This window comes from Streptomyces sp. NPDC008125 (assembly GCF_042957125.1).
Taxonomy (GTDB): Bacteria; Actinomycetota; Actinomycetes; order Streptomycetales; family Streptomycetaceae; genus Streptomyces.
On the sequence record NZ_JBIBHR010000001.1, the window covers coordinates 396,159 to 420,341 of the forward strand.

At 69.4% G+C, this 24,183-nt stretch carries 22 protein-coding genes; 7 read left to right on the plus strand and 15 right to left on the minus strand.

Going from position 1 to position 24,183, the window contains the following annotated elements; translation table 11 throughout:
- Window positions 1–2 precede the first annotated feature (2 nt).
- A complete protein-coding gene (locus ACFZAX_RS01650; RefSeq protein WP_390957996.1) occupies window positions 3–368 on the minus strand; it encodes a nuclear transport factor 2 family protein in 366 nt (121 codons plus the stop codon).
- A gap of 100 nt (window positions 369–468) precedes the next feature.
- On the opposite strand from ACFZAX_RS01650, the gene ACFZAX_RS01655 reads away from it, so the two are divergent.
- From ACFZAX_RS01655 to ACFZAX_RS01670, 4 genes are all read left to right on the plus strand, one after another.
- Complete coding sequence (locus ACFZAX_RS01655; protein ID WP_390957998.1) at window positions 469–1,509, plus strand: LysR substrate-binding domain-containing protein; 1,041 nt, start codon at window positions 469–471, stop codon at window positions 1,507–1,509.
- Window positions 1,510–1,750: 241 nt separating this feature from the next.
- The gene (locus tag ACFZAX_RS01660; RefSeq protein ID WP_390958000.1) at window positions 1,751–3,811 is read left to right on the plus strand and encodes a phosphocholine-specific phospholipase C; all 2,061 of its coding nucleotides are present in this window, start codon (window positions 1,751–1,753) and stop codon (window positions 3,809–3,811) included.
- Between the two features lie 132 nt (window positions 3,812–3,943).
- Window positions 3,944–4,384, plus strand: coding sequence for an ATP-binding protein (locus ACFZAX_RS01665; RefSeq protein WP_390958002.1), 441 nt, complete (start codon window positions 3,944–3,946; stop codon window positions 4,382–4,384).
- A gap of 303 nt (window positions 4,385–4,687) precedes the next feature.
- Window positions 4,688–5,728, plus strand: coding sequence for a YncE family protein (locus ACFZAX_RS01670; RefSeq protein WP_390958003.1), 1,041 nt, complete (start codon window positions 4,688–4,690; stop codon window positions 5,726–5,728).
- A 106-nt stretch (window positions 5,729–5,834) separates the two neighbouring features.
- Here the strand turns inward: ACFZAX_RS01670 and ACFZAX_RS01675 are convergent, their stop codons facing one another.
- From ACFZAX_RS01675 to ACFZAX_RS01690, 4 genes are all read right to left on the minus strand, one after another.
- Window positions 5,835–6,155 (minus strand): STAS domain-containing protein, encoded by a 321-nt coding sequence (locus tag ACFZAX_RS01675; RefSeq protein WP_390958005.1) that lies wholly within the window; start codon window positions 6,153–6,155, stop codon window positions 5,835–5,837.
- A gap of 325 nt (window positions 6,156–6,480) precedes the next feature.
- Window positions 6,481–7,032, minus strand: a complete 552-nt coding sequence (locus ACFZAX_RS01680) for an ATP-binding protein (RefSeq protein WP_390958007.1) — start codon at window positions 7,030–7,032, stop codon at window positions 6,481–6,483.
- 181 nt (window positions 7,033–7,213) lie between these two features.
- Window positions 7,214–8,215: an IS481 family transposase gene (locus ACFZAX_RS01685; protein ID WP_390958009.1), complete on the minus strand. Its 1,002-nt coding sequence runs from the start codon at window positions 8,213–8,215 to the stop codon at window positions 7,214–7,216.
- Between the two features lie 51 nt (window positions 8,216–8,266).
- Entirely contained in the window at window positions 8,267–9,853 is a 1,587-nt protein-coding gene (locus ACFZAX_RS01690) for an MFS transporter (RefSeq protein ID WP_390958011.1), read from the minus strand.
- 114 nt (window positions 9,854–9,967) lie between these two features.
- On the opposite strand from ACFZAX_RS01690, the gene ACFZAX_RS01695 reads away from it, so the two are divergent.
- The 3 genes from ACFZAX_RS01695 (at window position 9,968) to ACFZAX_RS01705 (ending at window position 12,569) form a co-directional block, all read left to right on the plus strand.
- A complete protein-coding gene (locus ACFZAX_RS01695) occupies window positions 9,968–10,867 on the plus strand; it encodes a helix-turn-helix domain-containing protein (RefSeq protein WP_390958013.1) in 900 nt (299 codons plus the stop codon).
- Window positions 10,868–11,511: 644 nt separating this feature from the next.
- On the plus strand, window positions 11,512–12,384 hold the full coding sequence (locus tag ACFZAX_RS01700; protein WP_390958015.1) for a Scr1 family TA system antitoxin-like transcriptional regulator: 873 nt from the start codon (window positions 11,512–11,514) through the stop codon (window positions 12,382–12,384).
- A complete protein-coding gene (locus ACFZAX_RS01705) occupies window positions 12,381–12,569 on the plus strand; it encodes a DUF397 domain-containing protein (RefSeq protein ID WP_390958017.1) in 189 nt (62 codons plus the stop codon). Before ACFZAX_RS01700 ends, ACFZAX_RS01705 begins: the two co-directional genes overlap by 4 nt.
- A gap of 120 nt (window positions 12,570–12,689) precedes the next feature.
- Here ACFZAX_RS01705 and ACFZAX_RS01710 read toward each other — a convergent pair whose 3' ends face one another.
- The 10 genes from ACFZAX_RS01710 to ACFZAX_RS01755 form a co-directional block, all read right to left on the minus strand.
- Window positions 12,690–13,364, minus strand: coding sequence for a hypothetical protein (locus ACFZAX_RS01710; protein WP_390958019.1), 675 nt, complete (start codon window positions 13,362–13,364; stop codon window positions 12,690–12,692).
- 29 nt (window positions 13,365–13,393) lie between these two features.
- Window positions 13,394–15,727, minus strand: coding sequence for a hypothetical protein (locus tag ACFZAX_RS01715; protein WP_390958021.1), 2,334 nt, complete (start codon window positions 15,725–15,727; stop codon window positions 13,394–13,396).
- Between the two features lie 19 nt (window positions 15,728–15,746).
- Window positions 15,747–16,178: a hypothetical protein gene (locus tag ACFZAX_RS01720; protein ID WP_390958023.1), complete on the minus strand. Its 432-nt coding sequence runs from the start codon at window positions 16,176–16,178 to the stop codon at window positions 15,747–15,749.
- 255 nt (window positions 16,179–16,433) lie between these two features.
- Window positions 16,434–18,197 carry a CocE/NonD family hydrolase gene (locus ACFZAX_RS01725; RefSeq protein ID WP_390958024.1) on the minus strand — a complete coding sequence of 588 codons (1,764 nt, stop codon included), beginning with the start codon at window positions 18,195–18,197 and terminating at the stop codon, window positions 16,434–16,436.
- A 5-nt stretch (window positions 18,198–18,202) separates the two neighbouring features.
- Entirely contained in the window at window positions 18,203–19,153 is a 951-nt protein-coding gene (locus tag ACFZAX_RS01730) for an MBL fold metallo-hydrolase (RefSeq protein WP_390958026.1), read from the minus strand.
- A 37-nt stretch (window positions 19,154–19,190) separates the two neighbouring features.
- Window positions 19,191–20,102: an alpha/beta hydrolase fold domain-containing protein gene (locus tag ACFZAX_RS01735; RefSeq protein ID WP_390958028.1), complete on the minus strand. Its 912-nt coding sequence runs from the start codon at window positions 20,100–20,102 to the stop codon at window positions 19,191–19,193.
- Window positions 20,103–20,107: 5 nt separating this feature from the next.
- A complete protein-coding gene (locus ACFZAX_RS01740) occupies window positions 20,108–21,223 on the minus strand; it encodes an FAD-dependent monooxygenase (protein WP_390958030.1) in 1,116 nt (371 codons plus the stop codon).
- Between the two features lie 12 nt (window positions 21,224–21,235).
- Window positions 21,236–22,192 carry a phosphotriesterase gene (locus ACFZAX_RS01745; RefSeq protein WP_390958032.1) on the minus strand — a complete coding sequence of 319 codons (957 nt, stop codon included), beginning with the start codon at window positions 22,190–22,192 and terminating at the stop codon, window positions 21,236–21,238.
- Window positions 22,193–22,244: 52 nt separating this feature from the next.
- The gene (locus ACFZAX_RS01750) at window positions 22,245–23,219 is read right to left on the minus strand and encodes a phosphotriesterase (RefSeq protein WP_390958034.1); all 975 of its coding nucleotides are present in this window, start codon (window positions 23,217–23,219) and stop codon (window positions 22,245–22,247) included.
- A 350-nt stretch (window positions 23,220–23,569) separates the two neighbouring features.
- On the minus strand, window positions 23,570–24,178 hold the full coding sequence (locus ACFZAX_RS01755) for a TetR family transcriptional regulator (protein WP_390958036.1): 609 nt from the start codon (window positions 24,176–24,178) through the stop codon (window positions 23,570–23,572).
- Between the last annotated feature and the right edge of the window lie 5 nt (window positions 24,179–24,183).

Sequence of the window (24,183 nt, forward strand, 5' to 3'; positions counted from 1 at the left end):
CCTCAGCCGGCCGGCGGACGGAACTCCGGCTGGTCGATGATGCGCAGCCAACTCCCGTCCGCCTGGCGCCGGACCACCTGGGCGCGGGCACCGGATCCGTCCTTCGGGGGCGTGGAGGTCAGCGCGATGTCACCGACGACGAGGGTCGGGAGCGGTTCCTCCGCCTCGAACTTCGGGCCGTGGGAGAGTACTTGCTCCCACAGCTGCCGGATCGCCTCCCGGCCGGCCGTGGTGCTGCCGGGCGGGTACGCCATCACCGCGTCCTCCTCGTAGAGCGCCGCGAGTCCGGCGGCGTCCCCCGCGTTGGCGCGTTCCACGAACAGGCGGGTGAGGTCCTCAGGCTTCCGGGCCTTCTCGTTCTCGGACACGACGTTCCTTTCCGGTACGTGATCTCTGCCTTCTCATGGTCCTGCCGGGACGTGGAAGAAGTCCAATCAATCATCTCAACCACCCCTATAATCAAAGGTTATGGAACTCAGACAGCTGAAGTACTTTCTCGCCGTGGCCGAAGAGTCCAACTTCACCCGGGCAGCCGAGCGCGTACACATCAGCCAGCCCGGGATCAGCGCCCAGATCCGTCAGCTGGAGCACGATCTCGGCGCCACCCTCATCGACCGCTCGGGCCGCAGCGCGGGTCTGACCGCCGTGGGCGAGGTGGCCTTCGGACACGCGCGCGCGGTGCTCGACGCCGTGGAGGCGCTGCGGCACGCGGTGGACGAGATGAACGGGCTGGTCCGGGGCCGGCTGGTGGTCGGCATGGTGACGGCGTGCACGGTGGAGCCGCTCTTCGAGGCGCTGTCCACCTTCCATCTGGCCTACCCGGGCGTTGAGATCGGCCTCGTCGAGGACGACTCCGACCGGTTGGTCCAGCGGGTCCGCGAGGGGGACGTCGATCTCGCGCTGATCGGCGCGGCGGGCCGGGCGCCGGAGGACCTGGACGGGCACGAGGTGATCAGCGAGCCGATCGTCGCGGCCGTCCCGCCCGGGCACCCGCTCGCCGCACGGGCGGCCGACGGGGTCACCCTCGCCGAGCTGTGCGTTCATCCGCTCATCTGCCTGCCCACGGGCACCGGCATCCGCACCGTGCTGGACCAGGTCTCGGCCGCCCGGGGGCTCACGCCCACGGTGTCCCTGGGGGCCGCCGCACCGGACGCGGTGATGCGGCTCGCGGAGCGGGACCTGGGGGTGGCGGTGCTCTCCGCGTCCATGGTGGCCGGGCGGCCGGGGCTGGTGACCGTGCCTCTCACCGACGCGGACACCCCTGCCGTACTGGCCCTGGTGGCCGCGCCCGCCAAGAGCCCCGCGCTGCGCGAACTCCTCGCGCACTGCCGGGAGTCGTTCGCCGCGCCGGGCACGGGCGCACGGGAGTCGTTCGCCGCCCCGGGCACGGGCGCACGGGACGACGACACGTCGGACGGGCAGCGCCGCATCAACGGGAAGAGGCAGCGTTCGCCCTCCGGTGCGCGCTCCGCAGGTGGTGGCGGCGGCGTCTCTGCTGCACCATGCTGATCACTGCCGGCCGGCCCGTCGGCGGGCGGCGTCGACGAGCGGGGGCACGGTGGCTGTCGGCGAGTTGGTGCGTGCCGAGCTGGAGCGGCACGGCCGGCGAGCCCTGCGGTGCGGCTGCGGTGACTCCGTTCGCCGGCCGTACGGCGTGGTGTCACGAACCCGCCCCCGCCCCGTAAGGAGAGACCGCTGTTCTTGGGGCGCCCCGCACCGCCCCTCCCCCCTCACCCCGGAGTCGTCACCCATGACAGAGCTGGACCGTCGCAGGTTCTTGCAGATCGCCGGTGGTACCGCGGCCCTCACGATGCTGAACGAGAGCATCGCGAGGGCCGCCGCCATTCCGGCCCAGGGCAGTACCGGAACCATCCAGGACATCGAGCACATCGTCGTACTGATGCAGGAGAATCGTTCCTTCGATCACTACTTCGGGGCGATGAAGGGGGTACGAGGCTTCGGGGACCCCCGGCCGGTGCTCCAGGACAACGGAAAGTCCGTCTTCCACCAGTCCGACGGGACGAAGGACGTCCTTCCGTTCAACCCGCAGGTGGACGACCTCGGAATGCAGTTCCTGGAGGGCCTGAACCACGACTGGTCGGGTGGCCAACAGGCCTACAACAAGGGCAAGTACGACAAGTGGGTGCCGGCCAAGACGGCCACCACCATGTCGCACATGACGCGGAACGACATCCCGTTCCACTACGCGCTCGCCGACGCCTTCACCGTGTGCGACGCCTACCACTGCTCCTTCATCGGAGCCACCGACCCCAACCGCTACTACCTGTGGTCGGGCCACACCGGCAATGACGGTACGGGCGGCGGCCCGGTCCTCGGCAACCAGGAGGCCGGTTACGGCTGGAAGACCTATCCCGAGCGGCTGGAGTCGGCCGGGATCTCCTGGAAGATCTATCAGGACATCGGCGACGGCTTGGACGCCGCCGGGTCCTGGGGCTGGATCAACGACGCCTTCCGTGGCAACTACGGGGACAACTCCCTGCTCTACTTCAACAGTTACCGGGACGCCCAGCCCGGGAGCCCGCTCTACGAGAAGGCCCGCACCGGCACCGACGTCAAGTCGGGCGGCACGTACTTCGACCGGCTGCGCGCGGACGTGACCGCCGGGACCCTCCCGAAGGTCTCCTGGATCGCCGCCCCCGAGGCCTTCAGCGAGCACGCGAACTGGCCCACGAACTTCGGCGCCTGGTACATCTCACAGGTTCTGGACGCGCTGACCTCGAACCCGGCGGTGTGGGCGAAGACCGCCCTGTTCATCACCTACGACGAGAACGACGGCTTCTTCGACCACGTGGTCCCGCCGTATCCGCCGGCCTCGTCCGCCTGGGGCCTGTCCACGGCGGACGTGTCGAAGGACCTGTACGCGGGTGGCGCGGACTACGCGGCGGGCCCGTTCGGTCTCGGCCCGCGCGTGCCGATGATCGTGGTCTCGCCGTGGAGCAAGGGCGGTTACGTCTGCTCCGAGACCTTCGACCACACCTCGGTGATCCGCTTCATGGAGAGGCGCTTCGGGGTGCGCGAGCCCAACATCTCGCCGTGGCGCCGCGCCGTCTGCGGCGACCTGACCTCCGCCTTCGACTTCACCAGGGCGGACAGGGCCCCCGCCGCGCTTCCCTCCACGGACGGGTACGTACCGGCGGACAAGAACCGCCACCCGTCCTTCCACCCGACCCCGCCGGCCCTGGCCGCCCTCCCGAAGCAGGAGGCGGGCTCCAAACCGACCCGCGCCCTCGGCTACAGCCCGTACGTGGACGGCCGGGCCACGGTCTCCACCGGCACGTTCACCCTCACCTTCTCCGCCGGTCCCACGCTCGGCGCCCACTTCCACAGCACCTCGGGCAACCGGACGGACGGCCCCTGGCCGTACACCGTCGAGGCGGGCAAGACCCTCTCGGACACCTGGAGCACCAGCGGCTCCACCGGCAACCGGATCGACCTCACGGTCTGGGGCCCCAACGGCTTCCTGCGCACCTGGCGGGGCCCGGCGGCGAAGGCGGGCCCCGAGGTCACCGCACGCCACGTCGCGGCGGGCGGGAGCCTGAAGCTCACCCTGACCAACTCCGGTACGAAGGCCGTCAACCTGACGGTGACCAACGCCTACGGCGGGGCGGCCCAGACCTTCAAGGTCAAGCCGGGCGCGACCGTCACTCACACCCTCGACCTGCGGGCGACCTCCCGCTGGTACGACGTCCAGGTCGTCTCGGACGCCGACGCCACCTTCCTGCGCCGCTTCGCCGGTCACGTGGAGACCGGCGCCCCGGGGGTCTCGGACCCGGCGATCAGGACCGTATGACCCGCTTCCCCGGCGTCGGCGCCCCTGCGACGGGCCGACGCCGGGGAAGAGTCACACGGTCGGGGACCCGTGGGGAAGTGATGAGTCGAAAGTGGGGGTAGACGGACGAAAAAGGCCGAACAAGGGGGAGCGATGACGAAGGACACCTCGCTGCGCGCGATGGGATGGGCTCAGACGTTTCCGGTGTCGCAAGGCGTGCGGGCCGGCCGTCAATGGACGCGCGCGCACCTCACGTCCCTGGAGTGGACCAAGAACGCGCCCGAGACGGTGGACGCGATCCTGCTCAGCGTTTCCGAACTCGTGACCAACGCACACGTGCACGCACACAGTGATGCCCAACTCGTTCTGACCTGGGACAGCCACTGCCTGCATGTGAGTGTGCACGACTCCGACCCCCTTCCGCCCACCAAGAAGGCAGAAGACGTCACGCGGGCCGGAGGGCGTGGAATGGTACTGGTCGACGCCCTCGCCGACGACTGGACCACCCACCCGCAGACGTCCGGCAAGACCGTCACCGCGTGCTTCGTACCTCCCGGGGCTCCGAAACCCCGTCACGGCGGAGAGGTCAGCTGAACGAAGCCGCCCGGATCAGACGCGAAGCGATCCGCTGCCGATCCGCACCGGCGCCTTCTGCGGTGTGGACACCGCCACCGGCGTGGTCACGGTCGTCGGCGTGGCCGGCGCAGGCGCGGCGAGGTGCCTTCGCGTGCCCTGGAGGCATGTCGGAGGCACGACCGGAGGCACGACCTGGACGCGCGGGCGGGACGCACATGAGCGGGACACGCGCGGGTACGCGGTGCAGGTGTTCCCGCGCGTGCCCCGCTCCTGCGCACGTGCCCCTTTCACCGGCGCCCGACAGATGAGGACGACCACCCGATGAGACGCCCCCGCTTCAGAGCCCTGTTCGGCGCATTGGCCCTTCTGCTGTTATCGATGGCCGGTGCGGCCACCCCTGTCTCGGCGACGCCGGGGCCGACCTCCACGGTGCTGCCGATCACGTGGCACGCCGACATGGCCGTGGACGCCGTGCACCACAGGCTCTACATCGCCGACATCGTCACCAGCTCCGTGCTGGTCACCGACTTCGACGGCACGGTCCTGAAGACCCTCACGAACAAGCCCGGCGCGGCGGACCTCGCCCTGTCCCCGGACTCCCGCACGCTGTACGTCGCGTTGAGCGGCGGCGACGCGATAGCCGCCGTCGACACCGGCACCTACCGGGAGAGGTCCCGCTACGGCACGGGCACCGGTACCGCCCCCCGGCGCGTGGCTCTCGTCGGCGACACGCTGTGGTTCAGCTACGGAGCCGACTGGGACAGCAACATCGGCTCCCTCTCCCTGACCGGCGCCACACCGAAGGTACGTCTCGCGCAGGTGCCGGAGAGCACCTGGGGCGGGCCGCCCATGCTGCTCTCCTCGCCGTCCGCGCCCGGGACGCTCGTGGCCGCCGAGCAGTACGTGTCGTCGTCCACGGTGACGGTGTACGACGTCACTTCGGGCAAGCCCGTCGTGAAGACGACACAGGACAACCCGGGTGGAATCGGCAGCATCTGGGACCTGGCGTTCAGCCCGGACGCGAGCACGCTCTTCGTCGTCGGGGGCGCCCCGTACAACCACCTGGCCTTCCGGCTGCGCGACCTCGCCCTCGTGCACACGTACCCCACGACCACCTACCCGACGGCGGCTTCGGTCTCGGTCACCGGCGAGATCGCCGCAGGCGTCGACAACGCCTACGGCCAGGACATCTACCTCTTCCGGCCCGGCGCCGACACACCGTCCCGGATCATCGACCTGGCCCCGGGCACCGGCTCGGAACTCCGGCCGCACGGTCTGATCTGGTCCCCCGACGGCTCCCGGCTGTTCGCACTGACCCGCGACGACCCCGCGACCCTGGTCCTGCACGTGATCCCCACGTGAGCATGCCGACGGGCCGGGGCCCCGCCCGCGTGTCCCCGGCCCGTCGGTACCTCCGCCGCTCCCGGACCGGGTGCGCCTCGCCTCCGTGGCCGGCCCGCCGGTGTGCTCAGGCGTTTCGTGCTGCGTCGAGGGTGGGGTACAGGTGGAGGAAGGCGTCGGCACCGACGATCCGGAGAAGCCGGTCCACGGTGGGGGACGGGTTCGCGATGCGAAGATCGGCACGGTCGTGAGTGGTGAGGATCAGCCTCAGGAACGACGAGTCGGCGAAGGTGATCCCGCCGGCGTCCAGAATGATCGTTTCGTGCGCGTCGACGGCGGCCTCGATCTGAGCTGTCAGCGGACCGAGGGAGTCGAGGTCCAGCTCACCGCGAGGGGCAAGGACCGATGCCGGCGTTGACGCGGTGTGTCGAAGGTCGGGTTTCTCCATGGAAAAAGTATGCCCGGAGCATGTGTGACGAGAGGTCACGAGGGGCCGGTGTCCTGCCGGGGCAGCCGGACGAACCACGGCCGGGTGGGCATGCCCGGCAGGGCTTCCGCCCTCACGTCGCCCGGCGCGAGCTCCACCGCCTCCTCCGGCCGCACGCCCCGACCAAGGGATGCGACCCTCCCTCCCGGCAACGGCGACGCTCCCTCGCGGCAACGGGCATCCGGACACTCCGGCGTGAGCCGCCTGCCCCTGTCGCGCGCCAGAATCGGAGCGCCGAGGACACCGACGACGGTGGTGTGCGCGCGGATGCGCACCTCTCCGGCCGTCATGGGGCCGGCGGTCCGGTGCGGTCCCAGGTGGAGCGGCCCTCGGCCGCCGTTCGTTCCCTCAATCCCCCCTGGCCGGTGCCCGGCGGCAGGTCCAGCTCGGCCACGACCGTCTTGCCGACGGACGGACGGTCGACGACGTCCCATCGGTCGGCGAGCGCCTTCACCAGGAGCAAGCCCCGGCCGCTCTCCGCCGGCCGTGGAATGAACGGGGGTGGCATGTCCGGCGCGGGAGGCCGGAGTTCACCCCGCGCGTCGGACACCGCGATGCGCAAGGTCCGGCCGCCGCTCTCCGTGGTGATGTCCACGGCGATCTCGAAGTCGCGGCCGGGAACGTGTCCGTGCGTGACGGCGTTGGCCGTGAGCTCCGCCACGAGCTGGGCCGCGGTGTCCGACGCGTCACTGCCGTACGGTACGCCCCAGACGTCGAGTTGGTGCACCACGAGCCGGCGGGCGAGGCGGGCGCCGCGCGGGGTGGAGCTGAAACGCTGTACGAGCGCCGGGGCGGCGAGCGGCGCGTGGCCGGTCGCGGGGACGAGCGGTGGAGTCATGCCCCCACGATGGCGCCGCCCGACCCCGTTCACCAGCGGCGACGCGCGTACTCCACCTCGGCGTACGTACCCTCCGGGCCGCCGGTACGCGACTTCGGACGGAACACCGGGGCACGCTTTCGCATCGCTTCGTCACGGGGTGCGCAACGGGCGGGAGGCTGCGGGCGTGGGCGGGGCAGAGCTAAGTGTATGAGGCCACGACGTTGGTTACGCCCGTGCGAAGCTTGGATGCTGGAGGCCGGTCCCCTGCGGCGGTGGGCGGGCGGTGGTAGTTGTAGTGGACGTTCCATACGCCCAGCGCGTCGGCTCGCTGTTGTTCGGATGTCCAGACCCGGGCATAGAGGAACTCCTCGGCCAGGATGCGGTTGTACCGCTCCACCTTGCCGTTGTGCCGAGGGGTGTAGGGGGCAATCCGTTGATGCCGGGCACCGTGGAGAACCTTTGCGAAGTCCTTCGCGCGGTAGCAGGCCCCGTTGTCGGTGACGATTCGCTGGAAGTGAACGATGCCGTGTGCGGCGAAGAACACCCGCGCCCGGTGCATGAACCCGATTGCCGTGGCGGCCTTCTCATCCGGGAGTGCTTCGGTGTAGGCAAGGCGGGAGTAGCCGTCGACTGCTGAGTGGAGGTACACATAACCAGCTCGGGAACCCTTCGATTTGCGACGCTCGACAGCCTTTGCTTCGGCGCTTCCTCGACCATGTATCCGCCATCCGCCGCCTTCAGGGATGCGGCCTACTTTCTTCACGTCGACATGGATCATGTGACCGGGCCGACGCGCCGTGATCACTCGGGGTTCCCGGTTGGTCTGCCCTGAAGGGTCGATGAACCTGCGCCGGTTCAGGCCGAGCTGATCCAGGTGACGGGTGATCGTGCGGCAGCTGAGGGTGATGCCCTCACCTTCCAGCTCGAAGGCAATCCGGCGGGCTGACCACTTGCGCTCTCGACGGAGCGTTTCGATGCGGCTGACTACCTCGGCGGGTGTCGCAGTGGGCTGGCGACGCGGTGCACTGGATCGGTCTTCGAGACCGATCTCGCCGAACTGCCGATACCGGTTGACCCACTTGCTGGCGCAGGCACGGGAGATTCCCATTTCGGCGGCGACGTGAGCGATCGGGCGGTGTTGGCAGCGCTGGACGAGCCGTCGGCGTCCCTCCACGGACAACGGAGCATTGCGATGGGGCACGGGTGTCTTTCTGGTCGGCGGGCGTGGTGCGGTGTGGCGGGATATGGCTGCTCAGTGGCGCCTGACGGCTCGGTGGGGTGCGAGTGCGAGGTAGGTGAGGACCGCGCCGAGCGCGGACAGGGCGGCGAGGACGAGGCCGAGTGTGTGGAATGCGCTGGTGAATCCTGCGGCCAGGACCGTTCGATGCACGTCGGCCACCTGGCCTTGGATGGCTTGTCCGGCGATTCGGGTGGCGGAATCGGAGGGGAGGCCGCTGCCGCTCAATCGGGTGGCGGTGAGGGTGGTGAGCAGGGCTGCGGCGCCGGAGACGGCGACGGACTCGCCGGTGATGCGCATCGTGTTGAAGATGCCTGCCGCGGTTCCGGCGTTCTCGACCGGGACGGTGCTGACGGCCGCGTTGTCCATGACCCCGAATGCCAGACCGACTCCCGCGCCGAAGGGGAGCAAGGGAAGGGCCAGCTCCAGCCATGAGCCGTTGCTGTGCAGGGTCGCCAGGAGCAGGGCTCCAGCCACGATCAGCACCGAAGCGCCGGTCAGGACCGTGCGCACGGAGGTGCGCGCGGCCAGATGGCTGGCGGCCAGCGGCAGGAGCAGGACCGGGGCGGTCATCGGCAGCAGGAGCAGACCGCTGGCCAAGATGGTGCGGTCGGCGACGCCTTGGAGGTAGGCGGGCAGGTAGACCAGCAAGACGACGAAGCCGAGGGTGACCGTGAAGGGCTGGCAGACCACCGCGACGAACTCGGGTCTGCGGAACAGGCGGACATCGAACATCGCACGGTCGGCCAGGCAGATCTCCACCACGGTGAACAGGGCGACCAGCGCCGCGGCCGCGGCGAGCATCAGCAAGGTGCTCGGCGCGCTCCAGCCTGCGACCCCGGCCTGAACGAAGGCGTAAGACAGACAGGCCAGCCCGGCGGTGAAGGTGACCAGCCCGGCCACGTCGAGGGCAGGCTGGTTGGGATTGCGGGATTCCGGGGCCCGGGTCGCGCACAGCCATGCGGGTATGGACATGGCCGCGACCAGGAGGAATACCGACCGCCAGCCGGTCGCTTCGACCAGGGCCCCGGCGACCAGCGGTCCGATCGCCAGGCCCGTGCCGAAGGAGGTGCCGAGGATCCCGAAGGCCAACTGGCGGCGTCGTCCGGAGGTGGAGTGGGCCAGCACCGCCGCTCCCGAGGCCAATATCGCCGCTGCCCCGCATCCCTGGATCACCCTGGCCACATCGACCACGGCCATCGAAGGAGCCAGCGCGATCAACAGGGACAGCAGGCCGACCAGCGCAATGCCGGTCAGCAGCACGCGGCGCCTGCCGAACCGGTCCGCAATGCTGCCGGCTGCCAGCGGCAGGGCAGCGAAGGTGATGTTGAAGGTGTTCAGCATCCACTGCGCGGCACCGACCGAAGAGCCCAGGTGTGCCGCCATGCTCGGCAGGGCCATCGCGGCCCCGGTCACGGAGAACGGCAGCATCATGCTGGCGGACGCGACCGCAACCACCATGGGCCAGTAGCCGCGCCCGCCGTCGTCCCCCAGCCGGACCGGGCCAGGTCCCGGTGACGGGTCGGCTCCGGGACTGCTACCGCTGGGCGTGTGATCCGGATCGGGTCGGCGTGAGCCGTCGAGGAGAGAGTGAGTCGACATGCACTCGATCCTTCGCCCGGGCCACCAGCGGATGAAGGGACCGCGCTTCCCTGGGACTGACAGGCCTACCCTTTGGCCGCCGCACCCTTCGGCCACACCCGCATACTGGAGCGCATGGCCAGCACGAGCAAGATCGTCAACAGTCTCGGCGACTACCTTCGGGTCCGACGAGCCCTGGTGACACCCGCAGACGTGGGCCTGCCGGCAACCAGCCGCCGCCGCGTGCCCGGGCTACGCCGCGAAGAGGTCGCAGAACTCGTCGGACTCAGCACCGACTACTACGTACGCCTGGAACAGGGGCGCGCCGATCACCCCTCCGACGAGGTCCTCGACGCACTCGGCAGGGCACTGATGCTCGGCCCCGCCGAACGCGCCCACCTGTACGACCTGGCCCGACCACCCCGCCGTGCCGGCGCGACGACAACGATCACCGGACGGGGCGACGTGCTGCGTTCTGCCCTGCGGCAGGTCGTCGAGTCCATCCCCACGGCCCCTGCCGTCATCATGAACGACCGCAACGACGTCCTGGCCTGGAACCACCTCGCAGCCGCGCTGATCGCCGACTTTCCCAACCTACCGGCAGACGAGCGGAACATGGCCCGGCGCGTCTTCCTGGACCCGGACGCCCCCGAGATCCACCTCGACTGGGACGAGGCCGCGCGTACCACCGTCGGCATGCTGCGCATGGCAGCCGGACGCCGACCGCACGACCCGCAACTCGTGCGCCTCATCGGCGAACTGGCCCTGGGCAGCGAAACTTTCCGCAAGCTGTGGGCCAGCCACCATGTGCACGAGAAGACCCACGGACCAAAGCGCTTCCGGCACCCCGCCGCCGGAGACATAACCCTCAACTACGAGACCTTCCAGGTCCCCGGCGCCGCACACCACCTCCTCGTGATCTACACGGCCCCGCCCGGAAGTCCTGCCGAGGAGGCCCTGCTCTTCCTCGGCAGCTACACCGCCTCCCCCGGCATACTCCCCTCGCGCCCCAGGACGAGGACCGAAGAGAGATAACCAGCACCGACCGGCACCACCCTCTCTCCGCGCCCCCCTCGCAGGCGTCAACAACGTCATGACTCACAACAGCTAAGGTGCTAAATAGCCACGAGATCGTCCTTCTTGGTTGTCGATCTTTGGTGAGACCCCGGCCCGGTGCTGTTACACCGCGTCGGGATCGTTTCGTTGGGGGCACCGCACCGTAAGCAGGCGTGACTCTCCGCCGCAACTCGCTCACGATGATTCATACTTGCTGGCCGCGACGGGGAGGGGAGGTAGGGAGGGTTCCCAAAAACCCCTGCCTACCTCCCGGATGTACAACACCGCTCGAATCCCGGATCTCGCGCCCCGACCCCCGAATCCCGAAGCTCAAGCGTCGGCCCGCAGCCTCTTGCCAACCCCCCGTACGAGTGACAGACCGGACGGCGACGCTCGAAGCTCAGGCCGCGAACCCCGAGCTCCGGGGCCCGAGTTCCAGGACCTGAGGGGGCAGCGGGGCGCACCATGTCGGCCTCCCACTTCGGGCGAACCGCAGGATTCGCCACCCTCGCCCCACGTACGCTGTGACGCCCCACGCACACGCTCGGTGGCGGTCGCGCGTGGAGGTACAGCACAGTCAGAAGCGGTACGGCGGGGCGGGTGCGCGCGAAAGGTGGCCAAGGGTGGCCTACGAGAACACGGACGACGGCGCTGCGGGGACGGCGGCGGGAGGTGTGGGCTCGGGTGCCGATCCGGGGGCGTCGGACAGCCTGCGTACGTTCGGCGCGTTCGTCCAGGCCCTGCGGGAGCACAGCGGCCTCACCCGCGAGGAGTTCGCCGACCGGGTGGGGTTCTCCAAACACACGGTCGCCTCGATCGAGCAGGGCCGCCGGATGCCGGACGCCGACTTCGTGGAGGGCGCGGAGCCGGTGTTCGGGAACACGGGTGCGTTGCGGAGAGCCGTACCGCATCTGTCGCGGCAAGCGGGTCTGGCGAGTTGGTTCCGGCAGTGGGCGCGGCTGGAGGCTCAAGCGGTGACCCTGTGGACCTACGAGTGCCGTGTGATTCCCGGACTGCTCCAGACCGAGCGGTACGCGCGGGCGGTCACAGAAAGCGTGCCGCCGGTGAAGGACGAGGAACAAGTGGCCAAGCAGGTCATGGCCCGGTTGGAGCGCCAGCACCTGTTCAAGCGCAGGCCGCCCATCGCATTCAGCTTCATCATCGAACAGGCGCTTGTCGAGAGGGGTACCGGAGGCCCTGACGTGATGCGGGAGCTGCTCGACAGCCTCTTGGAACATTCGGCCCAGTTCAACGTCGAGTTGCAGATCATGCCGCGTTACCAGCCGGATCATGCGGGCTTCGACGGCCCGCTGATGCTGCTGGAGTCGCACGCCAACAAATGGTTCGGCTATGCGGAGGGACAGCGTGGCGGCATGCTGATCTCAGACCCGAAGGAGGTCAGCATCACCCTCCAGCGGTATGCCAAACTGCGCTCACAGGCCCTCAACTCCGAGGACTCCAGGGACCTGCTGAAGCAACTGCGAGGAGCGCTATGAGCAGCATCGACGAACGAGCTTGGTTCAAGAGCAGCTACAGCGGTTCCGATGGTGACGCCTGCGTCGAGGTGGCCAAGGGAACGCAGGCGATCCACGTCCGTGACTCCAAGGACCAGCGCAGCCCCGAGCTCGCTCTCTCCCCCACCGCATGGCGCGACTTCGTCACCTACGCCGCCCAGCGCTGAGCCCCGCGCCCCGGGCCGGACCGCACGTCCTCGCGGGGCGCCGCGTGCGCAGACAACAGGCGGCCCCTCCTGCGGGCAGGAAGGGCCGCCTTCGATCGCGCTCGTTTCCGGCTGCCCCCGCTACAGCACGACCTGCGCGGGGAGCCCGCCGTTCTCCGCGCAACCCAGCTCCTTGGCCATGGCCACGGAGACGGAGTGGGTCACGGTCGCGTAGGCGTCCTTCAACGCCCCGCTCTCGTCATCGATGTCCTTGGGCATCCCCCAGCGCTCCACTTCGACCGAGATGTGGGCCGGGTTCGATCCGGCGAGCTTGTCGCTCCGGCACGCGAACTCGATGAGCGCCTTGTCGGGCGTGGTCCAGGCCGACTCGCCCATCTTCAACTCGGTGTATTCCGGCCCCATGTCGCCCGATGGGGCGCCGTGTTCCAGATTCCAGGTGATCCTGAGCTGGATCTCGGGCGTACCGACGGGTGTGAAGACACGGCAGATGTCCCCCGTTCCGGCACCCTCGGCGATGAACTTCTCCCGCAGTGCGCTCCCGGCCTTCGCGATCGAGTACTCCTTCGCCGAGGCCTCCAGCCGCGACTCCCCCGTGATCACCTTCAGCGCCTTGGCCGCGTCGGCGGACATGGCGTTGCCGCCGCAGAGTTCCGTCCCCGCAACCGCCTTGTCGGCCGCTTTCGCAGCCGGGTCCTCGTCTCCGCCACAGCCGGTGGCCCCGAGAAACAACGGGCCGGCCATGGCCACCGCGAGGAGCCCTCCGCGTGCTGACCTACGACTGATCACTATCCGCATCCTTCTGTGTACTCGGCCGTCCACCGACATCAGTCGGTCTCGGGGTCGTTGCCCTGCTGGTTCTCCCGGTCGTTGCCGACCCCGTAACCGATCCGCATCGATTCCTTCAGGTCCTGACCGAACTCGCTGTCGGTGGCGATGCCGTTGTTCCGCATGAACTCCTCCATCGGGGACTCGGCCATGCTTTCACCACCGGAGTAGATCTTGGTCTTCTCCTCCCGGGTGAGGTCGTCCAGCTTGTCCGCGTTCGCGTCCACCGAGTTGTCGGAGAAGTCGCCGACCATCTGGCCCATGACCTGCTCGACGGCACCACTGGCGGTGTCGGTCGCCAGCGGGATGAGCACCGCCGCCGCACCGACGGCTGCGGTGGCGGGCAGGAAGGCGACGCCTGCCGCGACGCCCGCCGCGGCCCCGAACTCGACCCAGCCCGAACGCTTGGCGACCGCCTTCTCGTACTCCTCGTGGGTCTTGAGGTTCGTCGCCTCCACCTGGTCGGCCCGGGACTGGTCGAGCATGCCCTGCAGCTCGGCACCCACGTGCACGGTCGCCCGGGCGGCGCCCTTGTCGATCGTCCCGTCCGGGGCCACCTGGCCCTCCAGCACGCTGCGGGTGTAGACCTGCTCCGCCGTCGACACCGTCGCGTACGCGTCCGGGTGCTGGCCCAGAGTGCTGAGGAACTTCCGGGTGGTGCTCCGTCCCTCGTCGTCGCTCAAGCTGTCCGCAAAGGTGAGGTGCGCGCCCTTGCCATCCCCCGGGGCGAACGGGGAGTCCGGACTGTTCTTGTCCAACGCCCAGTTGATGTCGTCGATGTAGCCGGCGCCCATGGTGCCCAGGCTGTCGGACATCGCCCCGTTGTTCTTGAGGAGCTTCGGGTCCGCGCCGTACTTCTCCATGACGTCCTGCATGACCTTGACGTTGTCCTCGTCCCGCACCACGCTGCCGTCCGGCTGCCCGTCGGGGTAGCCGAGCGTCGCCGCCTCCAGGGCGTGGCCGAGAGCGTCGGGCATCTGGTCGAGCGACGCCTTGAGCTCCTTGTCGTCCAGCGAGTTGACGTCGGGGAAGGACTCCCACTTCTCGTTGCCGAAGAAGTCGAGGTAGTTGTCGATGCCCTTGCCGAGGTTGGCCTTGGCGCCGGTGTTGACCGTGCCGTCCTCGTTGTAGGCCGTCGGGTCGTCCGCGAAGAAGTGCTTCGCCGCGTCGGGGCTGTTGCCGAGCGCCTCCAGCATGGCGGAGACCGGGTCGTACCCCGCCCCGTTCTCACCGGAGGGGTTGAACGGGTTCTTGAACGGGCTGTTCACCACCTTGTTGTCGGCGAACATGTACGGGTCCTTCTGGTGCAGCTGCGCCACGTGTTCGGCGATCGGGTTGAGGAACTTCGCGTCGTAGTTCCCGTACCGCATGATGCCGCCGAGCAGCTGGTATCCGAACGGCCCGTTGTAGTCGTTCTTGGCCAGCGGAATGCGCTCGGTACCCAACTTGCGGAGCTCCGGGCCCCACTTGTCGGTGAACTCCTTGTCGTGCGAGGCGGTGGCCAGGTTGAGGCCGAGGTTCTTCTGGAGCTCCTGGACGTCCTTGAGGCGCTCCGGGTCGACCTTGCCGTACTCGTACGTGTCCGTGGAGAGCTGGCCGAAGAACGCCAGCGACTTCTCGGGGCCGAGCTTCTGGTAGAAGTCCTTGGAGAACTCCACCGACGAACTGTTGTCCTTCAGAAGCTCGTTGAGCTGCTGGAGCTCGGTGTGCGTGATGTCCCGGCCCTTGGCGGCCAGGGCGGCGGCGCGGTCCGCCTCCTCCTGGTCCAGCTTCGTGTACTTCGGGGCACTGAAGTCCTTGCGGTCACCGAAGTTGGCGTCGAGGGAGTTCTTGAAGGCGAGGTCGTCGTCGTTGCAGTTGTCGACGATGAGGTCGATCTTCTTCTGCCACGACGCGATGTTCTCCCTCTCCTGCCTCAGCAGGTCGGGGTAGTCGGGGTCGTGCCGGGCCGCGTTGCTCTCGGACAGCGGGTTCTTCGCCGCGACCTTGCCGCTGCCGTCCACCTTGACGCCCGCCGCCGGACCGTCGTGGTCCCGGATGGCGACCAGCTCGTCCTTGGCCTTCTTGATGGCCGCGCAGCCGTCTTCGAGGACCGCCTTCACGCCCTTGGCCTCGGCCGCGGCGTCCGAGAACTCCTTCGCCGTCTTGCCGATGAACTCCTTGGTGACCCCCGCGTTGACGCCCTCCCAGGACGCCCCGTCCGCCTTGGCCTTCATCCCGCTGGTGGCGTCGGCGGCGAGCTTGTCCAGCTTTCCCGCCATCTCCGACCAGTCGTCGGCGGCGGCCTTCAGCTTCGCCACCGGGGCGTCGACTATGTCCTCGTACTTCAGCATGTGCGTGCTCCCCCGAGCCCTAGTTCATGTATTCCGTGAGCACGGATATCTTCGTCAGATCCCCGTCGATCCTCGCCTCGTCCTTGGCGTGCTGGGCCTTGGTGTAATCGAGGTGGTTCGAGATCTGCGCACAGGAATCCAGCAGCGTCTTCAGGTGGTTCTGCCAGGCGTCGTGCACCTTCAGCACGGCGGCACCGCACGTGAAGTTCCCGCTGGTCAGCGCCGTCGCCGCCTCGGCCGTCGAATCACGGGCGATGTTGCCCTCCTTCGTCAGCCGGTTCCGCAGCCCGAAAGCCTCGTTGCCGATGGCGCCGAGCTCGTCGTCATTGACCACCAGGTCGCCGCTGCCACCGCCTCCACTGCCACCGTCGGCCGGAATGCTGTCGATCTGCATGGCGGTCCGCTGGGCCGCCGCCGCACGTATCTCGGCCCATTCTTGCTCGAACGTCACGAATTCCCCCAAGTCCATCCGGGCAGGCCGCTCCACCGTATTCCCGCGACCACCGACGCAGTCACCGTATCGTTTGCATCAACGCGGGGTCCTGGGTGTCTGGTGAGGATTCCCTGGACTCCGGACGAAAGCGACCGATTACCCGCCGGGGGACGCGGGCGTCGCCGGTGTACGCGAACACGACGGCGGCCGGTGCCCCCGTTCGGGGTGGCACCGGCCGTCGTGTCGGGGCGCGCGCCGCACCGCGCGCCCCTGTCAGGTGTTCCGTGTCCCGCGCTCCTGCCGCGCCGCTCCGGGGACGGCCGCCGTGGTGAACGGCAGGACCAGCCGGGAGGGGTGTGCGGCGTCGCGGTAGATCTTGTGGGTGACCGGCCGGCCCACCGGCAGGTGGAAGGCGTCAGGCGGCAGCAGCGCGTTGTGCTCGTCGGCGAGCGGCTCGTCGTTGGAGAGTTCTACGACGAGCCGGTGGCCGGGCAGGAACACGGCCGCGAACGGGTAGACCCGCAGCACGTACTCCTCGATCTTCCCCGGTTCGACGGGCACCGCGCGGGTGTGCGGGTGGTGCGGGTCGCCGTCGGTGGTGCGTTCTTCGTCGAGTTCGCGGTGCGATGCCTTGAGGTAGGCGGAGGTGACGAGTTGCCGTGCGCCTCCCGGCGCCTCGTCCCACATGCGCAGGATGAAGTTGGTGTCGGGCTGGTCGATCTCGACGAAGAGGTGCGCCGCGCCCTGGCCCATCAGCTCGGTGGGCCCGGTGAAGGGGGCGGTGCTCCAGCTGAGGATCTCCACCTGGTCGGTCACCGTGAGCGGCGCCTGGTAGAAGCCGTCGGGGGCCGCGTGCTCGGCGCCCATCGGCTCGGGCTCGTAGGCGAGTTTCCGGCGCGGGCGGAAGTACAGCGACCGGTGCTCGACCTGCTTCGGCGGCCATTGCGTCCCGGTGACGATCTGCCGGGAGCCCTCGACGTGGACACTGACGGCCGGCTCGTCCATGACCCCGTTGTCGATGCCCTTGAGCCAGTACTCGTACCAGCGGAACATCTTGTCGTGCTCCTCGACGAAGGGGCGCGACTGCATCGGGGGGTAGGGGCCGATGTCGAGCTTCTTCGGACCCTTCAGCGCCTGGTACAGCTCGATGGTGCCGTCCATCGTCCAGCCCCGGCCCTGGTCGATCTGGAGCCAGACCGGGATGTCCACGCGCGGGGCAAGAGTGATGGGGTTGCGCTCCTCGTACCAGTCGCCGTCCACCTCGTTCATCACGATGTCGAACCACGCCTCGTGGTTCTTCGGGTAGTTGAGCGCATGGACCAGGTTGGGCCAGGCGGCCACGTCCGGGTCCCGAAGCCGCTCTGCGACCTTCTCGCGTATCTCCTCGGAGGAGAACGCCTCCAGCATGCGGGACTTGACGCCGTCGGTGAACGCCCAGCCGGAGTCGCCGCCACGGCCCTCACGGGCGGCGCGCGGCATGAACCACATGACGCCGCCGTGGTACGTCGTCTCGTAGAAGTCGAAGTGGCCGCCGCTGACGAAGATCGCCTTGAGGCTCGGCGGGCGCTCCGCCGCCGCCAGGACCTGCATCGTCCCGAAGTAGGAGATGCCGATCATGCCGACGTTGCCGTCGCACCACGGCTGGGCCGCGACCCATTCGACGAAGTCGTACGCGTCCTGCCCGAGCGGGACGCCTCCGGCGTTGTAGTTGCCGATGTGCTCGCCCTCCGAAGCACCCGAGCCGCGCAGGTCGCCGATGACGTGAACGTAGCCCTCCTCGACGACGCGCCCGATGTCGCCCGCCTCGATGCAGCCGTCCCACATCGGGCTGGGGCGGCGCTGCGGAGGCGTGGTGAGGGCGAGGGCCTGGAGCTCCTTGCCGTACGGGCTGAGCGCCACCAGGGCAGGGCGCGGCGTGTCGCCCACCGCACTGTAGGTGTCGGCCGCCAGCGTGACGCCGTCGCGCATCGGCACCCGGAGATCCTTGCGGACGGCGATCGACTGCCGGCCGGCCTGAATCGTGCGGAAGTCGTTCATGGGTGTCAACTCCTGTGCTGCGTATGGCGGCTGCGCGTGCGGTAGCCGTGCATCGAGGTGAAGAACGGCGACGGTTCGAGCGTGGGGTCGCCGGTGTAGCCGAGTTCCTCGGCCACGCGGGCGAACGGGGCGTAGGGAGAGTCGGAATGCTCCGGGCCGGCCGCCGGGCAGCCGCAGGCCGCGTCGGTGACGCGTCGCTCCACGGCGAGGCTCTGGTCGATGGCCTCCCGCGCCTGCGCCTCGTCGAGCTCGACGCCGTACGGGGTGCCGTCGGCGCGGCGATAGGGGTGCCCGAGGTAGAGGCGGCGGGGCCGGACCTCGTCCCGCAGGCGTTCGAGGCTGGCGCGGTAGGCGGCCGGGTCTGTGTAGCCGGGGAAGCCGTTGGCGGCCCCGTGCACCTGGACGGCATCGCCGGTGAACACCGAGCGCTGCCCGTCCACGACATAGGCGACCGACCCGGGGGTGTGGCCCGGAAGAGCGTGCACCGACACAGTGACGTCGCCACCGAGGGAGAGCGTCTCGCCGCCTCTGACCAGCAGGGACGGCTCCATCTCCCCGGAGATGACGGCCTGCGTGGCAGCCGTCACCTTCCCTTCTCCCCCGGGGTCGTCCAGGTACCTTCCGCGTCCCGCGAGGTACTCGTCCACGTGCGCCCGCCGGGAGCGGAGCAGCGGCGCGTCGGCCTCGTGGATCACTACCCGGGCGCGGCGGCCGGTGAGCTCCCACAGGGCGTGCGCGCCGCCCACGTGGTCGATGTGGCCGTGCGTCAGGAAGATCCAGCGCACGTCCTCGATACGGCGGCCGAGCGCCTCCAGCGCGGGGGCCATGCCCTCGGCGGGCGAGCCGGCGATCCCGGTGTCGACGATCGCCGGTTCGGGAGCGTCGATGTAGAAGCTGTACAGACCGAAGCGTCCCCAGGGCGAGACCAGAGGGTGGACGGTGACGTCGTGGGTCATGGTCCTCCTTCCGAACGTGTGGGTGGCGGCGGGCGGTTCAGTGGCCGTCGAGGAACGCGCGGGTCTCGGTGAAGACCCGGTAATACTCGGGAAGCCAGAAGAAGTGCTGGACGAACCCGTGACCCGCGCCCGCGTACCGGCTCACCGTCGCCGGTACACCGGCCTCCCGCAGACGGCGGCCGTAGAGTTCGCCCTCGTCGCGCAGAGGGTCGAACTCGGCAGTGACGACGAGGGCCGGGGGCAGCCCGCTCAGGTCGCTCCGCTTGACCGGGGAGACCAGCGGATCGGCCGGGTCGGCGCCGCTGTCGAGGTAGAAGGCGTTGAACGGCCTCAGCCCGGCCGTCTCGATGCCGTAGCCGACCGCGTTCTCCCGCAGCGAGGGGTACCGGTCCTCGTCGAAGTCCAGGTCCAGCGACGGGTAGTAGAGGATCTGGTGGGTGATCCGGTCGAAGCCGTCGTCGTGCGCCCTGGCCGCGACCGCGGCGGCGTAGGTGCCTCCGGAGCTGTCACCGGCAACGGCCAGAGTCGTCCCGTCCCCGTACTGCTCGGCGGCCCAGCGGGTCACGGCGTAGCAGTCGTCGAGTCCGGCCGGGAAAGGCGCCTCGGGCGCGCGGCGGTAGTCGACGGAGACGACCCTGAGCCCCGTCTCCTTCGCCAGCGAGCGGGCCACGTGGTCGTGGGTCTCCAGGCTGCCGAGAAAGAACGCGCCGCCGTGGAAGTAGACCAGCAGCCCGTGGGTACCGGCCTCGTCCGGGGTGTACACGCGCACCGGTATCCCGCCGGCGGACGTCTTCGCCATGACGTCGTCCACCGCGTACAGCGGCGTGCGGCCCTCGACGGGTGGCACCTGCGACTCCTCCGCGAGGCGCATCGCGACCGGGTCGAGCGGCCCGTCGGGCGGGGCGGGGAGGGAGGCGAGGATGCGGGCGATCTCGGGGTGCAGGGGCACGGCCGTCACTCCTTCGGGGCTTCTGCGGTGGGCTTCTGGCCGGGGAAGACGTCGCTGATCTCTTCCTCGGTCCAGCCCTGGCGCGAGATGCGCTGCAGTTCGTCGGTGACCGGTTTGCGGGTTGCCTGGTACAGGGCCAGCGCCTCCTTCGGGGAATCCGCCCGCAGCAGGGCGTCGGCGAGCGCCCCGCCGTCCTCGATGGCCGAGTTCGCGCCCTGGCCCTGGTGGTGGAGCATCGAGTGAGCGGCGTCGCCCACCAGGACGACCGAATCCGAGTGCCAGGTGTCGACGGGGTCGATGTCGTAGACGGCCCGGACGTTCACGGCGTCCATGTCGAGGCCGCGCGCGATGTCGACCAGACGCTCGTCGAAGCCCGCGACGGTCGCGAGAAGGTCGTCCTTGGCGACCCTCGGCGCCCAGGTGCCGTCGGGATTCAGGGCGGTGGCGTCGAACGACACCTGGCCCCGGTGGCGCAGCGGCAGCAGGTAGATCTTGGTACCGCGGCCGATGTACATACGGAGGTTGTCGTCGACGACCATGCCCTGGGCGTCGTCGACGGAGATCACCGTCCGGTAGGCGTGCTCGCCGGAGAAGACGGGGCCTTTCCCGCCGAACAGTCGGTGGCGGACGACCGACTTGATGCCGTCGGCGCCCACGACCAGGTCCGCCTCGACGGTCCTGCCTCCCGCGAAGGTGAGGAGGGAGCGGTCCCCCTCGTCCCGGACGGACTCCAGTCGGTGGCCGAGGTGCACCATACCGTCGGGGAGCACGCCCAGGAGGGCGTCGATGAAGTCACCGCGGTGGATCAGATGGGTACGGGTCTGCTCGCCCGCGGCCGGCCAGGCTTCCTTCATGATCGGGTCGCCGGTGGCGGTGAGGATCTCGAAGTAGTCGCTCGGCGAGCTCACCTCGGCGATCGTGTCGAAGATTCCCCACGCGCGGAAGCGGTTCATGGTCGCGGGACGCAGGCCGATGCCCGCGCCGACCTCGCCGATCCGGCTCGCCTGTTCGTAGACGTCGACGCGGGCGCCGAGCAGGCTGAGCGCCTTGGCCGCCGCGGCGCCGCCGTACCCCGCCCCGACCACGGCGATCCTGAGGTTCTTGATGTCTGAGAGTTGCATCGTCGGTTCTCTCTATTTCTGGATGGTCAGGAAGTCGGCGGGGTTCTCGACGAAGACCGTCCTTATGGCGGCCTCGTCGAGACCTGCCTCACGGAGGTCGGGGACGAGGTCTTCGAAGAGGTAGTTCACGGTGTGCCCCTCGACGCCGGGCCAGCCGAGCGGGCTGCAGTTGGCGTCGGCGGAGGCGAGGACCTGCTTCAGTCGGCGGCCTCCGTCGGTGAACCGCAGGAAGTGGTCCAGCCGCTCCTTGCGGGGGCGGGCCCAGAACGGCGGGTCGGGCAGCTCGGTCTCGTAGCCGAAGGTGTCGAAGCCGATGCGCCCACCCTGGTCGGCGATCCAGACGTCACGGGTCTTGTCGGCGTTCACCCCGTCGTCGACGTGCCCGAACAGGACCCGGTCCAGGGGCAGGCCCTCCTCGTCGAAGATGGCGATCGCGTTCTCGGCGTCGATCGCGAGGTGGGTCAGGACGGGTACGCCGGTGGCGAGCGCGGCGCGGGCGGCGGCGCGGTAGATGCGCTTGTCCAGGTCGGTCATGCGTCCGCCCCGGCTCACGCCGACCTTGATGACTCCGGCGAGAGCGCCGGTGCCGCCGATGCCGACGGTGATCTCGTGGACGAACTGCCGCAGCAGGTAGTCGACGTCGGCGCGGGCGAAGTGCGGCAGGGCGGTGTCGCCGCCGACGAAGCCCGTGCAGGCGACGATGTGGACGCCGGTCTTCGCCGACAGCGACCGGTAGTAGTCGGTGTCACGGCCGTTGCAGATGCCGGTCGCGTCGACGAAGGTGCCGCCGCCCAGCTCGTGGAAGCGGCGGAGTTTCGGGACGGTCTCCTGGTACCGCTCCTCGGGCGTCTTCCACCATCGCGTGTCCAGCTCGGAGCCGGGCATGCCGTAGCCGATGTGCTCGTGGATCGCCACGAAGCCCAGCTCCTCGGCTGGAATCGGGCCCAGGACGGTGTTCACTCGCGACACAACACTCACCTTCGAAAGAGTTCTTGACGGTCGTTCGGGCGGGCGTGCGTGCTCAGCGCACCGCGAGCAAATCGCGCGGGTTGGTCCGCAGGATGCGCCGCACGTCGTCCTCGCCGACGCCCTGTGCCGTCAGCAGCGGTACGAAGGCGGTCAGCACGTGGCTGTACGCCACGCCGTTCGCGGGGTGCCCCTCGGCCACCCCGGTCGCACCGGCGGAGAGCAGGACGCGCCCGGCGTGCCCGGCGCGCACGAGTCCGGCGACCAGGGCGGCGCGCTCGGCGTCGGTGAGGTGCTCGTCGTCCTCGGTACCGACGTGGTCGAGGACGACGTGTGCGCCGCGGTCGACGACGTCGGCGGGTGCGCCCGCGGCAACGGCGTCCCTGCGGTCCAGACCGCCGACGGCCACCCGGTCGGCCGGCACCTTCTCGTCCAGTACGACATCGAGTTCGGTCACGGCGTCGCGGCCGTACCGGAAGGAGAGGGCCGTGCCGGTGGCCAGGGCGGCGCGGGCGGCGCCTCGCAACAGGCTCTCGTCGGTGGCGGTCATGCCCGCGCGGGTGACCGCGGTGGTGATCAGCCCGGCGGGACCGCGGCGTTCCACGCGCGGGACCACCATGCCCTCGGTGACCTCGCGCTCGAAGAGGTCGGCGAACTTCTCGGCGGGCCAGGGGGACGGCGGGTTGGTCTGCGGGGTGAGGAAGTAACCCCCGAGCAGCTCCTCGGGGCCCTGTCCGGTCGAGGCGACGATGTGCACCCCGGTCGCGCGGGACAGCGCCTCGTAGAGCCGGACGTCGCGACCGTGGAACATCCCGGTGCTGTCGACGACCGTGCCGCCGCCGTGGGCGCGGAAGTCGCGCAGCTTCTCGGCGAGCGTCTCGAAGATCCCGGCCCGGTCGACGGTGACGTCGAAGGCGTACTCGGCTCCCGGCAGCACCGACAGCAGCGCCTCGTGGACCGAGACGACGCCCAGATCGTCGGCCGGCACCGGGCCCAGGACGGTGTTCACGATGGTGCTGTTCACGCTCATGCTTGCCTCACGTGTCCTGTGGGGGTGCAGCGCCGCACCCTGTGGCTGCCGTCACCGTAACCATTCGCTTTACATGACGTCAATGAAATGGACGGCTAGAAAAAACAATGGTCTGAGTGTTGCTTAAACGCCGAGAATCAGAGCACCGAGTCGACGTACGGAGGCCGGGAAAGCGGGGCCGGCACGGGGGGCGCGAGACATCGACACCGCCCGTTTGAACAGGTGCATGACAACTCTGCCGGACGGCGACCGGCTCTCCCCCGCGATCGGTGCCCGCCTGGACGGCGCGGGGAAAACGGCGCAGGAAACACGGAGAACGTGGACCGGACGGGAACCTGGTACGCGCCAGGTCAGGTCAGGAGACGTACCCAGCTGGCGCTCAGCTCGTCGAGCACCTGCTCGCGGGTGAGCTTCCAGTCGGTGCTGCCCCAGTGCTGAGCGACGTAGTCCAGTTCGGCCATGGCCAGCGCCCCCCGGAAGCGGCGCTGGTGCGGGGCGAGGCGTCCGGCCCGTGTCAGGCCGTCCTCGATGTCGCTGATGGCCTCCTCCAGCCACCGCTCCACCAGGTCCCTCAGCTCCGGGTCGACCGCCGCGGCGTCCCTGCCCACCCGGATGATCGGCCGGATTCCGGGCCAGCTGTCGGCGGTGGTCCGCAGCCAGGCGCCGATGGCCTCCGGCGTGCCGTCGGCCACGGTGGCGACCAGGTCCTGGGCCGTCGAACCGTGCTCGGGGGAACGGACCCGTTGGAGCGCCTCGTTGAGCTGCTCGCCGATGAGCGCCTTCATCAGATCGCTGCGGGAGGGAAAGTAGGCGTAGAAGGTCACCCGGGTCGTGCCCGCGGCGGTCGCGATGTCGTCGACCGTGGTGGCGGCGTAGCCCTTCGAGGTGAACAGTTCGAGCCCGGACTCCAGCAGGAGGCGGCGCGTCATCTGCTTCTGTGCCTGTCGGAGGTTCGCCATGCCGG

What these genes read in the sequence shown, in the direction of transcription:
- ACFZAX_RS01660 (WP_390958000.1), top strand. Translation starts at nt 1,751, where the DNA reads ATGACAGAGCTGGACCGTCGCAGGTTCTTGCAGATCGCCGGTGGTACC.
- ACFZAX_RS01750 (WP_390958034.1), bottom strand. Translation starts at nt 23,219, where the DNA reads ATGAGCGTGAACAGCACCATCGTGAACACCGTCCTGGGCCCGGTGCCG.
- ACFZAX_RS01725 (WP_390958024.1), bottom strand. Translation starts at nt 18,197, where the DNA reads ATGAACGACTTCCGCACGATTCAGGCCGGCCGGCAGTCGATCGCCGTC.
- ACFZAX_RS01655 (WP_390957998.1), top strand. Translation starts at nt 469, where the DNA reads ATGGAACTCAGACAGCTGAAGTACTTTCTCGCCGTGGCCGAAGAGTCC.
- ACFZAX_RS01665 (WP_390958002.1), top strand. Translation starts at nt 3,944, where the DNA reads ATGACGAAGGACACCTCGCTGCGCGCGATGGGATGGGCTCAGACGTTT.
- ACFZAX_RS01755 (WP_390958036.1), bottom strand. Translation starts at nt 24,178, where the DNA reads ATGGCGAACCTCCGACAGGCACAGAAGCAGATGACGCGCCGCCTCCTG.
- ACFZAX_RS01675 (WP_390958005.1), bottom strand. Translation starts at nt 6,155, where the DNA reads ATGGAGAAACCCGACCTTCGACACACCGCGTCAACGCCGGCATCGGTC.
- ACFZAX_RS01705 (WP_390958017.1), top strand. Translation starts at nt 12,381, where the DNA reads ATGAGCAGCATCGACGAACGAGCTTGGTTCAAGAGCAGCTACAGCGGT.
- ACFZAX_RS01670 (WP_390958003.1), top strand. Translation starts at nt 4,688, where the DNA reads ATGAGACGCCCCCGCTTCAGAGCCCTGTTCGGCGCATTGGCCCTTCTG.
- ACFZAX_RS01740 (WP_390958030.1), bottom strand. Translation starts at nt 21,223, where the DNA reads ATGCAACTCTCAGACATCAAGAACCTCAGGATCGCCGTGGTCGGGGCG.
- ACFZAX_RS01715 (WP_390958021.1), bottom strand. Translation starts at nt 15,727, where the DNA reads ATGCTGAAGTACGAGGACATAGTCGACGCCCCGGTGGCGAAGCTGAAG.
- ACFZAX_RS01690 (WP_390958011.1), bottom strand. Translation starts at nt 9,853, where the DNA reads ATGTCGACTCACTCTCTCCTCGACGGCTCACGCCGACCCGATCCGGAT.
- ACFZAX_RS01710 (WP_390958019.1), bottom strand. Translation starts at nt 13,364, where the DNA reads ATGCGGATAGTGATCAGTCGTAGGTCAGCACGCGGAGGGCTCCTCGCG.
- ACFZAX_RS01730 (WP_390958026.1), bottom strand. Translation starts at nt 19,153, where the DNA reads ATGACCCACGACGTCACCGTCCACCCTCTGGTCTCGCCCTGGGGACGC.
- ACFZAX_RS01695 (WP_390958013.1), top strand. Translation starts at nt 9,968, where the DNA reads ATGGCCAGCACGAGCAAGATCGTCAACAGTCTCGGCGACTACCTTCGG.
- ACFZAX_RS01680 (WP_390958007.1), bottom strand. Translation starts at nt 7,032, where the DNA reads ATGACTCCACCGCTCGTCCCCGCGACCGGCCACGCGCCGCTCGCCGCC.